Annotated in this window: 10 protein-coding genes; all 10 read right to left on the reverse strand. The window is 36.3% G+C overall.

Going from position 1 to position 11760, the window contains the following annotated elements; all coding sequences use genetic code 11:
• Positions 1–40 precede the first annotated feature (40 nt).
• Positions 41–1069, reverse strand: a complete 1029-nt coding sequence (locus CJF12_RS06980; RefSeq protein WP_034685616.1) for a proline-specific peptidase family protein — start codon at positions 1067–1069, stop codon at positions 41–43.
• Positions 1070–1091: 22 nt separating this feature from the next.
• Positions 1092–1655, reverse strand: coding sequence for a phosphoribosylglycinamide formyltransferase (gene purN, locus CJF12_RS06985; RefSeq protein WP_034685617.1), 564 nt, complete (start codon positions 1653–1655; stop codon positions 1092–1094).
• 76 nt (positions 1656–1731) lie between these two features.
• Positions 1732–2724: a phosphoribosylformylglycinamidine cyclo-ligase gene (purM, locus tag CJF12_RS06990; RefSeq protein WP_034685618.1), complete on the reverse strand. Its 993-nt coding sequence runs from the start codon at positions 2722–2724 to the stop codon at positions 1732–1734.
• A 210-nt stretch (positions 2725–2934) separates the two neighbouring features.
• Positions 2935–3489, reverse strand: coding sequence for an NADPH-dependent FMN reductase (locus tag CJF12_RS06995; protein ID WP_034685619.1), 555 nt, complete (start codon positions 3487–3489; stop codon positions 2935–2937).
• Between the two features lie 33 nt (positions 3490–3522).
• On the reverse strand, positions 3523–4251 hold the full coding sequence (locus tag CJF12_RS07000; RefSeq protein WP_034685621.1) for a pirin family protein: 729 nt from the start codon (positions 4249–4251) through the stop codon (positions 3523–3525).
• A gap of 271 nt (positions 4252–4522) precedes the next feature.
• A complete protein-coding gene (locus CJF12_RS07005; RefSeq protein WP_034685623.1) occupies positions 4523–5905 on the reverse strand; it encodes an MFS transporter in 1383 nt (460 codons plus the stop codon).
• Between the two features lie 14 nt (positions 5906–5919).
• On the reverse strand, positions 5920–6447 hold the full coding sequence (locus CJF12_RS07010) for a nuclear transport factor 2 family protein (RefSeq protein ID WP_034685625.1): 528 nt from the start codon (positions 6445–6447) through the stop codon (positions 5920–5922).
• A gap of 32 nt (positions 6448–6479) precedes the next feature.
• Complete coding sequence (locus CJF12_RS07015; protein WP_034685627.1) at positions 6480–8342, reverse strand: glycoside hydrolase family 13 protein; 1863 nt, start codon at positions 8340–8342, stop codon at positions 6480–6482.
• A 72-nt stretch (positions 8343–8414) separates the two neighbouring features.
• Positions 8415–10571, reverse strand: a complete 2157-nt coding sequence (locus tag CJF12_RS07020; RefSeq protein WP_034685629.1) for a glycoside hydrolase family 97 protein — start codon at positions 10569–10571, stop codon at positions 8415–8417.
• An 81-nt stretch (positions 10572–10652) separates the two neighbouring features.
• A complete protein-coding gene (locus CJF12_RS07025) occupies positions 10653–11759 on the reverse strand; it encodes a SusE domain-containing protein (RefSeq protein ID WP_034685631.1) in 1107 nt (368 codons plus the stop codon).
• Position 11760: the final 1 nt, after the last annotated feature.

An 11760-nucleotide genomic window follows, 5' to 3' on the forward strand; every position in this document is an offset into this window, starting at 1 on the left:
TTACACAAATTTTACAAATTCGGAAATAGAAGGATCATTCTTAAAACTTCTTAGAATCAACATCATTTATAAAACTCACAACTCCATTCATGAAAACTTTTTGATCGTCCCACATCGCAAGATGACTTCCATTTGGACAATAAAGGTATCTCCCTTTTTTCACCAATTTGCTTTGTTCTTCCATCGCTTTTGGATCCATCGTGTCATATTTTGCACCAATCATTAAGGTAGGAATATTAATTTCAGGCAGTCTTTTTTTAATATCCCAATTGGCTAAACGTCCACTAATCCCAAATTCACTCGGTCCCTGCATCAATGTGTACACATTTTCATTAGAATGTTTTATTGCGCGATTTACTCCATCCGGCCATTCCTTCAAACGACAAATATGCTGATTATAAAAGTTGGGAATAAGCAACTCCATATAACGTGGATTACCAAAATCTTTTTTTGCCTCGATTGCTCTTATTTCTTTCAGGACTTCCGGCTTCATCTGTTTTCCTAAAACTTCATCTCCATATTTACCATATTCCGGGGCACTTGCCATCATATTGGCAACCATTAATCCTTTTAAATTTTTCTGATATTTCAGAGCATATTCCATCGCTAAAATTCCACCCCATGAATTACCTAAAACATAAAAATTGGATTTGTCTGCCCCAATCGCTTTTCTCACCTGCTCAACTTCATCTACAAAACGATCTGTGGTCCAAAGTCTGTCATCTTTCGGCTGATCACTGTAATAAGATCCCAATTGATCATATTCATAAAACTCAAAACCCTCTTTCTGGAAGAAAGTTTCAAAGCACTCCATATATTCGTGGGTCATCCCCGGACCTCCATGCAGAAGCAAAACTTTGATCTTTGGATTATTCCCGAAACGTTTTGTCCATACTTTAAAATTTCCAACAGGTGTTGTGATCGGAATCATCTTCACACCTCCTGACTCAATCGAATCCCCATAACTAAAATAGTTTTGGAGGGTTGTTTCCTTATCTTTCGTCGCAACCTTGTTACAAGAAAACATGATGAAAATTGTCAAAAAAGAAATAACGATTCTTGTTGTCATTTTTGTTGGTTTTTATTGATGGCTAATTTCCTAATACTTTATTAATTGCTATTGGAAAAATTTCATATTCGACCAAATGTACTTTTTCAGCTAATGTTTCTGGTGTATCATTTTCAGTCACTTCAAATGATTTCTGAAGAATCGCTTGCCCTTCATCAATTCCCGGAGTTACAAAATGTACTGTTGCACCACTTTCTTTTTCTTTAGCTTCAATAACTGCATTGTGAACATTCATGCCCCACATTCCTTTTCCACCATACTTAGGCAATAATGCAGGATGTATATTAATTATTTTACCATTCCAGTTTTCACAAAACTCAGGTTTCAGAATAGATAGGAATCCCGCTAGTACAATGAGATCTGTATTCTCAGGGATTACTGTACTCAATTCGCTACTGAAGTTTTTTCCCCTCGGAATAAGTATGTTTTCTATATGATGATTTTTTGCCCTTTCCAGTCCGTAGCATTCTCTGTCTGCAACAACTAAAGAAACTTTTGCATTCTGGATTTCTCCATTATCAATCGTATCTAAAATTCTTTGAAGATTGGTTCCGGAACCTGAAACGAGTACAACGATGTTTTTCATGTTATTAATGTAACAATGTATCAGTCTAACAATGTAACAATGAATTCAATTGGTACACTGGTACATTGATCAATTGTTATATTGCTAAGTTTATTTTCTCGCTTCCTTCTGTAATTTCTCCGATTTCGTAAGCATCATCTAACAGATGTAATACTTTTTCAGCATGTTCAGGATCTACTACTACGATCATCCCTACTCCCATATTGAATGTTCCGAACATTTCTTCACGGGCTACTCCGCCTCTTTTTTCCAATTCAAGCATGATACTTGGAATTTTAATTTTTGAAGCATCAATAGAAGCACATAAACCTTCAGGAATAATTCTTGGAATGTTTTCGTATAAACCACCTCCGGTAATGTGAGCTATTCCGCCTACTTTTACTTCCCCCAGAACTTTATGGATATCTTTATAGTATAATCTTGTCGGAACTAAAAGCGTTTCATATAATGGTTTTCCTTCAAATTCTTCTTCAAAATCAGGGAATACTTTTCTTACCAGTGAAAATCCATTGGAATGGAATCCTGAGCTTGGTAATGCTATAATCTTGTTCCCTGGTTTTATTTTAGAACCGTCAATAATCTGGTCTTTTTCAACAATTCCTACACAAAATCCAGCCACATCATAATCTCCGGGTTTGTACATCCCTGGCATTTCAGCAGTTTCTCCACCAATCAATGCACAGTTATTGTCTTTACATGCAGCTACCATTCCTAGGACAATTTCCGCAGCAATTTCAGAGTCTAATTTTCCACAAGCCAGGTAATCTAAAAAGAACAATGGTTTTGCACCGTGACAAAGAATATCATTAGCACACATTGCAAAACAATCTATTCCGATAGAATCATATTTCTTAGAGTCCAAAGCCACTTTAAGCTTTGTACCCACTCCATCAGTTCCTGAAACCAATACGGGGTTTTTATAACCACCGATCTCGTAGAAAGCACCAAAACTTCCCAAATGATTCAATACATTGGAATTATGGGTTTCACCAACCGCTTTTTTGATCTTATCAACGGTTTTGTATCCTTCTTCTTTGTCTACTCCTGCCGATTTGTACGTGTTGCTCATGTTTACTTTTAGAAATTTTATTTCAAACTTTTTATACCCTTTTAGAAAATAAAAAAGCCGACAATCTTAGTAGATTATCGGCCAGTATTTTATCTGAGAATTTTAGAGCCCACAGTTTTCCCTTTTATTGAAAAACATTCTTTGAAAGTGGACTGAATTTTCATCTCTTTTCTTTTTGCAAAAATAGTAATTTTAAATTAAAATTCAAACCTATTTTTCCAAGATTGTTTCAATAGCAGAAACTTTAATAATTTTTTCTCTTAACTCATTGTCTTTTTCTTCGTTAGAGATTTTTTGAGCCACTTTATCAAAATTGTCATTAAAGAAAGGAAGAGAAAAGGTTTCTACAATATTTCCTCCATGAGATGGGAAACGCTTGGTAGCTGCTTCCAAAACTCCGGCTCCGCCTCTTCCACCAGGTGATGCAGACATTAAAAGCATAGGAACTTCACTCCAAACTGTTCTGTCTTTAATTCTGGAAACCCAGTCAAACACATTTTTAAAAGCGGTAGAATAAGTACCGTTGTGTTCCGGTAAAGAAACCAAAAGTAAATTGGCACTATCAATTTTTGCTGCAAAGTCTTTTGCTTCCTGAGGAACACCACCTGTCAATTCTCTTTCATGTTTATAAATAGGCATCTCAAAAGGATTTAAGTCAATCACTTCTACTTCTGCATGGTCTCCAAACATTGATGCTGCATAGGTAACCAGATGCTTATTCATGGATGCCTCGGAATTGCTTCCTGCTATTGCTAAAATTTTCATTCTATTTATTTTTTAAGTGTACAAATTTAATTTTTATTTCAAATAAGAAGGTAATTCCATAGGAACTTCCATCAATAATATTTCGGTATCTTCAATAGCTTCGATATTAAAGCTCTGCGTATCCCAGATTCCTAAGCCGTCTCTTTCATTTAAAATTCGATCTCCCACTTTGGCACTTCCTTTCAATACGAATGCGTACACTCCGTTTCCTTTTTTGTTTAAAACATAGTTTTTACCGTTTCCTTTTGTAAAGTTGGCCAGGTTAAACCATGCATCCTGATGAATCCAGACTCCATCGTCGTTTTTATTCGGTGAAAGGATTTGCTGAAATCCGTTAATCTTCTCATCTTCTTTAATACTTTTCTGATCATAGCGAGGTTCTACATTGAGCGCTCTCGGAAAAACCCAGATCTGTAAGAATTTTACTTCTTCATCTTTGTTTTTATTATATTCACTATGCTGAACACCTGTTCCCGCACTCATCACCTGGATTTCTCCTTTTTTGATTACGGCAGTCGTTCCCATGGAGTCTTTATGTTCCAAATCTCCCTCCAATGGAATAGAAATAATCTCCATATCCCTGTGCGGATGTGCTCCAAAACCCATTCCCTGAGAAACGGTGTCGTCATTCAATACTCTTAACACACCAAAATTGGTTCTCTCAGGATTTTGATAATTCGCAAAACTGAAGGTGTGATAACTATTTAACCAACCATGATTAGCATGGCCTCTTGAATCTGATTTATGATATACTGTTTTCATATTGTGATTAATTATGGTACAAATGTACGGAGTGTGAAGATGACAAATATTGATGTAAGGTAAGAAAGAATGGGTGATAGTGAGGTTCGGGTTCGATAGATTTTGCGTGAACGAAAAAAATAGAAGCGGGCTAAACCCCGCTTCTATTAATTTTTTAGTATTTCTAAAATGGACTAAAGCCCATTCCTTGATATGTTCCTTTTTATAACTATGGAAAACTATTAATCATTCAGCCTCCAACTTCCCGCTTCTAACTCCTAATCTCTATCCATTAAAAATGAACTTGTTTAATCTCCTCTTCAATTTCCTTAGGTGTTTCATCATCTGACTTAATAAAAATCATGGTGAGAATAGCTCCTAACAACATGCACCCTCCTCCTACAACAATATAATCGATAGCATAGTTTCCAAACACTTTACTTACAATAGGGCCTCCGAAAAGACCATTAATAATCTGCGGAATAACGATAAAGAAATTGAAGATGCCCATATACACTCCCATTTTCCTTTGTGGAATCACTTCAATCAGCATGGCGTAAGGCATTGCCAAAATACTTGCCCAGGCAAATCCTAAGCCTACCATTGAAATCCACAGCAGATTGATATCTTTGATAAAATACATGGAAATCAGTCCCAGTCCTCCAAATGCCAAAGCAAAGGCATGGGTCTGTTTTTTTCCTATTTTCTTAGCGATTGGAGTCAGCAGAAAAGCAAATGGAATTGCCCAGAAATTATAATAAGCAAACAATTCTCCGGTCAAATCTCCTGCGTTATTAAATGCAACGGAATGCGTATCTTTAGGAGAGAGCCCGAAATGATGAGTGGCCAGAGCACTTGTGGTAAATACCCACATGGTAAAAAGAGCAAACCATGAAAAAAACTGTACGATTCCCAATTTTTTCATCTGTGGTGGGATACTGGCAAAGTCTTTGAAAATATCCGTAAACCTGGAAGGTTCTTCAACGACTTCTTTACCATCTTCAAATTCTGCAAACTGTTTAGGAGAATATTCTTTAGTAGTAAAAATAGTATATAAAATGGTCAGCAAAAGAAATCCGGCTCCTACATAAAAAGCATAAATCACATTATCTGCAACAAAGCCTTCCGGTGCCTCATTAGATACTCCCAATTTTGTAAGCCAACTTGGCAAATAGGATCCTATTACAGCTCCGATCCCGATCAGTATCGTCTGAACTGAAAACCCCAGCGTTCCCTGATGTTTTGGCAGCATATCACCTACCAAAGCACGAAAAGGCTCCATGGCAACATTAATTGAAGCATCCATCATAGCCAGAAACAGTACTGCTAATAACAATACATTGGCAGCCATCATGTGTGTAGCAGAAGCTGCATTGGGAAGCAATACAAGACCAATAGCACATAAAACAGCACCAATCAGAAAATACGGTTTTCTTCTTCCCAGAGGGCTCCAGGTATTATCACCCATATGTCCGATAATAGGCTGAACGATGAGCCCGGTAACAGGAGCTACCAGCCAGAACCACGAAAGCTCATGTACATCTGCTCCAAAATTAGCAAGAATCCTACTGGCATTACCGTTTTGAAGTCCGAATGCCATCTGAATTCCTAGAAACCCCATACTCATATTGATAATCTGGGGCATGGATAGATTCGGTTTTATTTTTTTCGCCATTGTGCAGTAGGGTATTATTTTGTTGTTTTTAATTGCTGTATAAAAACATCTTCGATAGGTGCTTTTTCAGCAACAACTTTATCTACAATATCATTGGGAACTGTCATAGAGAGAACGTACTGCTTTACCTTCCAGTCACCATTTATTTTTTCAAGAACACCGGAACCTCTGCAAATTTTCATCTGAGTATCCAATAACTCATCAAACCATGCCATTTTCCTGTCTTTACTAAAATAGATATTTCTTTTTAGAGCTGTAAAATTCCAGGTTCTCTTTTTATCAAAATGAGGTTTTGCCCAAATCATAAAAGCTTTTTTATCCCAAACTTCTGTAGCATCTGTTCCGATAAATGTAGATTCATCAGCAAAATAATTAAAGTAATGGGTAAAATCAGCTTTCGCTGCGGCTGCATTAAAACCGTCAAGCATCGTATTGATCAAGGCTTTATCTTTTTCAAATCCGGAATTTTTTGATTGTGCAGAAATCCCAATGCTTCCGCATAGAAAAAGCATTAGTGTATAAATGATTGTTACTCTTTTCATATTTTAAAATTAAGTAAATAAATGGATTGATGTTATTTTTGAAGTTCGATAATCATGGAACTTTTTGCCGGTATAGCTAAGGTTTTCTCCAAAGACAGTTCTTTCCCTGAAAGAATTTCTTTTCCTTTTTGAACTGTTCCCAAAGATTCAGCAAAACGTTTCAGATCGAGAGTCTGTTCCTTTTCATTACTGTTGACTATAACCATTACACTTTCTTTTTCATTATACCTGAAATATACGAAAACATTGTCCTGGGGAATATAGTTTTTAGTTTTTCCTGTATGAATCACTTCTTTTCCTTTTCTCCAGTTGAGTAGTTTTTGAGAAAACTCATAGAACTCTTTCTGTTCTGCAGTTTGGGTAGCAGTATTGAAAGCATTTTGCGGATCCGATTTCCATCCTCCGGGAAAGTCTCTACGAATATCAGCATCGCCACCTGTTTTTTTATCCCCTCTCATTCCAATTTCGGAACCATAATAAATCTGCGGAATTCCACGCACCGTTGAAATTACAGTAAGTGCCATTTTATATGCTTGTGGATTGGCTTTAAAAATTTCATTCCATCGTTCCGTATCATGGTTTTCAAAAAAAACCATCACATTATTGATATCCGGATAGAGAAAGTCACTGGTGAATACATTATACAATTTATTCAATCCGCTATCCCAACCTTCTTTTTCATTAAATGCTTTGGGCATATCTCCATATAACATGAAATCCATAACCGATGGCAGGTTCGAATTATAATGAGCCGCTTCTCCCGTTTTGGAATCTTTCTGCCATGCTGAAATATAGCCCGCCGTATTGAGCCACGTTTCTCCAACAATATTAAATTTCGGATATTCATCCGTGATGGCTTTAGCCCATTTTGCCATAGCTTCTTTATCATTGTATGGATAGGTATCTACACGAAATCCCCCCAATTCAGCATATTCGATCCACCAGATAGCATTTTGAATCAGGTATTTCAGAACTAAAGGATTTTTTTGATTGATATCCGGCATAGTGGTATCAAACCATCCGTCCAGGGCATATTTTTTATCGATTTCCGAAGCATTGGTATCGAATTGAGTAGTCGTTTTATAGTTAGAACGGTAAAAGCCTTTTTCCCCCTCATCAAACCAATGAATCCAGTCTTTGGTAGGAAGGTCTTTAATCATCCAATGGGATACTCCCCAGTGATTCGTCACATAATCCAGCACCAATTTCATTTTTCTCTTATTTAACTCACGGGACAGCTCACGGTATTCTTCGTTGGTCCCATAACGGCCATCGATTTTATAAAGATCCGTCTGTGCATATCCGTGGTAAGAATAGACTTTTTCATTATCTTCAGTAACCGGTGTCAACCACACTGATGTAGCCCCTAAATTTTGAATATAATCCAGATTGTTGATAATCCCACGAAGGTCTCCGCCATGTCTTCCGTTGGGAAGTTTTCTGTTTGCTTTTTCAATCAGATCGGGACGTGAGTCGTTTTTTTCATCCCCATTGGCAAAACGATCCGGCATAATCAGATACATAACATCTTTAGAACTAAAAGATTCACGATCGGCTGAACCACTTTGTCTTGGTTTTAACTCATAGGTATAAGATCCAATTTTTTTCTTTCCTTTTTTAATATTGATTTTAAATGCAGGAACATTAATTTCATTGGTGTTTACTGTAACGAAAACATAATTAGGGTTTTCAACTTTCCGGATGTCTTTTATCTGAATGCCGTCCGAAAGCTCAATTTCATTGTCTGCAAGCCCCTTCCCATACACCAGTATCTGAAGTTCAGGGTTTTTCATTCCTTTCCACCAGAAGGCAGGTTCTACCCTTTCTACTGTTTTTAGTTGTGAAAAAGCAAATGAAGCTGCTGAAAGAGCCCATATCACGTATATTTTTTTCATAATGGATTGGTTTAAAAAAACCTTACAGGAATAAATCACCTGTAAGGTTATGGTTTAAGTTCAAGCTTAAAATTACTTCACTGGTTTGATGGAAATTGCAAAACCTCCACTTCTCGCCATTTTAAAATTGATTTTAGACTTGCTTGTAATTTGCTTTTTGTAGATATTATAGCTTTGTGGATTATCAATATAATCAGCATCTTTTCCATCTTCATAAATCGTTGCTTCATATTTTTGACCTTTATCCAGGAAAGAGAAATCTACAGTGTATTCACGTTTGTTTTCATCGGTAATACCACCCACAAACCAGTTTTCAGTTCCTTTAGCTTTTCTGGCTGTTACAACATAATCTCCAGGTTCTGCTGCTAATATTTTAGTATCATCCCAATCCGCTGCTACATCTTTAATAAACTGGAAAGCATCCATATGCTTTTTATAGTTTTCAGGTAAGTCTGCAGCCATCTGAAGCGGCATATACATCGTAACATAAAGTGCCAATTGTTTCACCAAAGTCGTTTTCACAAAACGAGTATCACCAGGGAAATAATAATCCAGCTTAGTCTGGAAAATTCCCGGGGTATAATCCATTGAACCACCCATCCATCTCGTGAATGGTAAAATAGTCTGGTGATCCGCGTTGTTTCCGCCAAATGCTTCATATTCCGTTCCACGTGCTGCTTCTGCAGAAATATAGTTCGGATACGTACGGCTTTCTCCCGTAGGACGTACAGATTCATGAGAATTGATCATGATTTTATAGTCATTCGCTTTTTCTGCAATTCTATAATAATGATTGATCGTCCACTGAGAATAATGATGCTCTCCTCTTGGAATAATATCTCCTACATATCCAGTTTTCACAGCATCATATCCATATTTGTTCATCAGCTGGAATGCCTTATCAGACCATCTTTCGTAATTCGTTGCCGAACCTGATGTTTCATGGTGCATGATCAGTTTGATTCCTTTAGAATGAGCATATTCATTTAACATTTTGATATCGAAATCCGGATAAGGGGTAATGAAGTCAAAAACAAATTCTTTGGAATGACCAAACCAATCTTCCCAACCGATATTCCAGCCTTCAATTAAAAGTCCCTGGAAACCGTTTTCAGCGGCAAAATCAATATATTCTTTAACTTTTGTATTGTTTGCTGCATGTTTTCCGTTAGGGGTTAATTTGGTAAAATCGGTTTTACCTAAATGAACGTTTTCTGCCGTAGAATAGGCCCATTGGGATTTCCCGATGATCATTTCCCACCAAACACCCATGTATTTTGTAGGATGAATATATGAAGTATCTTTATATTTTGTAGGTTCATTAAGATTAAAAATCATCTTTGAATCCATCACTTCTTCAGCTTTCGGTGAAACGATAATCGTTCTCCAAGGGGTAACTGAAGGCGTCTGAATATATCCTTTAGCTCCCTGCCTATCGGCCGTAAGATGCGTTTTGAATTTAAAATTCTGAGCATCTACCTCTAAATGTGATGCCGGGTAATCCAGAACAGCTGCTTCTGCAACATTCACATATAACGGATTCTTTCCTTCTTTTTTTAACATTAAAGGCGACTGAACTGCATTTTTAACCAATGACTGAGAAGCATTGGCATCAAAGGCTTTATCCCATTTTGCCGGAATTTCAGAGATTCTAGTTTCCTGATACTGATATTCCTGGGAATCATAATCAGCTACAATCCACCATGCCTTCATATCAGTAGGGAAATCAATTTCAGAATCCTCTTCTCTGATGACAAAATAATTAAGGTTTTTCTGTTGTGGGAATTCATATCTGAATCCTAATCCATCATTGAATAATCTGAATTTCACCACAATACTTCTGTCTGTAGAAGCCTGGTTAAGCGTAACCGCTAATTCATTATAATGGTTGATATAGTTTTTCTTTTCTCCAAGAACAGGTTGCCATGTTTCATTTTTGGAATCCCTTTTCTCTTCTGTTTTTGTAAAACCATTGTTCAGATCAAATTTTGCATCTTCAGATTTTGCAATTTCAGAGGCAAATTTGATAGCTGAGTCTTTAAATAATCTCAATCCTAATTTAGAATCTTCAACAACAACCGCTCCGTTATATTTTAAGTTATAATAAGGAACCCCCTGCTTTAACTGAAAGTTCATTTCAAACTTTCCGTCCGGTGATTTTAAAGTTTGTGCATTAACGCCTGCGAACATCATTGAGAACAATAAAGCTCCAACTGTAATTTTCTTCATAATGACTATTTATAAGTTTTAAAAATAAGTAAAGTGTTGCCCAAAAGCAACACTTTGCTATAAAAATTAAATTAAGATTTGTTATAAAGGCTGTATTTTATAAACGCCTAACTTTAAATCAACAGAAATTTTATAATTTCCTCCTGTTCCATCAAATTTAATATTTCCATTGCTGTCTTTAGGTCCAAGATAGCCTGTATTACCAGCACTTTCTATATTTCCCCAATCTAAACTTCCCCAACTCTGCTGTCCTAAAAATTTAAATTCTGAAGCTGCAGCAAGAGTAGTTGTATATTCAAATTTTCCGTCGCCAAGATTCGTCATTGCAATAGCATTAGCTACATCCCAACCGTTAACAGTTCCTACGATGTACAAATTAGCAGGATTCCAAACATTGACAGAAGAAGGAGAAACAACAATACTTTTTTGTGCTGGATCCGCATTAATAGCTATTTTGTACATTCCCGTCGTTCCTGTAAATTGGATATTTTCAGAAGGTGCAGCCACTAAATTAGGAGACCAGGTTTTAAAATATTTGTAATCATTATTCATTCCCGTTGCATCCAAACTATAGTTTAAAGGAGACCATGCCTGCTGACCTAAGAATCTGAAAGATTTACCATTTTCCAAATAAGTATAGATGGTTGAAAAATTATCTTTCTTGTATAATAATTTAGCATTTACCTCACTCCAGCCTACTGATGAAGCATCACCTACCAGATAAAAAGAAGGAAGTTCTGTTATATACGGAGTTACCGTTAGAGCAATCACATTAGAATAATAGGTTCTATAATTAGGTATCTCTGATTTTAAACGAACTTCGATTTGAGTGGGAGCAGCAGTACCAACTCCCATAGATAAAATGATTGTATTAAGCTCTTCAACAGTGAGTGAACGTTTAGTTAATCCCCCTTCAATTACAGTTAATTTTGGAGATGCAAAATCTGACCCTTTTAATGCAAACTCTAAAGAATTACTAATTTCAAGGTTGATTCCATAATTAGAATTAACCCATTCAAAAGTTATTGCCTTATCATCATTATTATCACTTTCCAATACTACAGAAGTTACATCAGATTTTAAGGAAGGAGGAGTTCCTTCTCCTATAACTGTTTTATCGTCATCCTCACAAGAGTACAGTAAAAATCCTAAAATGAGAACGAATGATATTTTAAATATATTTTTCATG

This window comes from Chryseobacterium piperi (assembly GCF_002285635.2).
Taxonomy (GTDB): Bacteria; Bacteroidota; Bacteroidia; order Flavobacteriales; family Weeksellaceae; genus Chryseobacterium; species Chryseobacterium piperi.

Bases quoted from the DNA above. Each gene is read 5' to 3' on its own strand.
- CJF12_RS06995 (WP_034685619.1), bottom strand. From the start codon at position 3,489: ATGAAAATTTTAGCAATAGCAGGAAGCAATTCCGAGGCATCCATGAAT.
- CJF12_RS06980 (WP_034685616.1), bottom strand. From the start codon at position 1,069: ATGACAACAAGAATCGTTATTTCTTTTTTGACAATTTTCATCATGTTT.
- CJF12_RS07010 (WP_034685625.1), bottom strand. From the start codon at position 6,447: ATGAAAAGAGTAACAATCATTTATACACTAATGCTTTTTCTATGCGGA.
- purN (WP_034685617.1), bottom strand. From the start codon at position 1,655: ATGAAAAACATCGTTGTACTCGTTTCAGGTTCCGGAACCAATCTTCAA.
- CJF12_RS07015 (WP_034685627.1), bottom strand. From the start codon at position 8,342: ATGAAAAAAATATACGTGATATGGGCTCTTTCAGCAGCTTCATTTGCT.
- CJF12_RS07000 (WP_034685621.1), bottom strand. From the start codon at position 4,251: ATGAAAACAGTATATCATAAATCAGATTCAAGAGGCCATGCTAATCAT.
- CJF12_RS07020 (WP_034685629.1), bottom strand. From the start codon at position 10,571: ATGAAGAAAATTACAGTTGGAGCTTTATTGTTCTCAATGATGTTCGCA.
- CJF12_RS07025 (WP_034685631.1), bottom strand. From the start codon at position 11,759: ATGAAAAATATATTTAAAATATCATTCGTTCTCATTTTAGGATTTTTA.
- CJF12_RS07005 (WP_034685623.1), bottom strand. From the start codon at position 5,905: ATGGCGAAAAAAATAAAACCGAATCTATCCATGCCCCAGATTATCAAT.
- purM (WP_034685618.1), bottom strand. From the start codon at position 2,724: ATGAGCAACACGTACAAATCGGCAGGAGTAGACAAAGAAGAAGGATAC.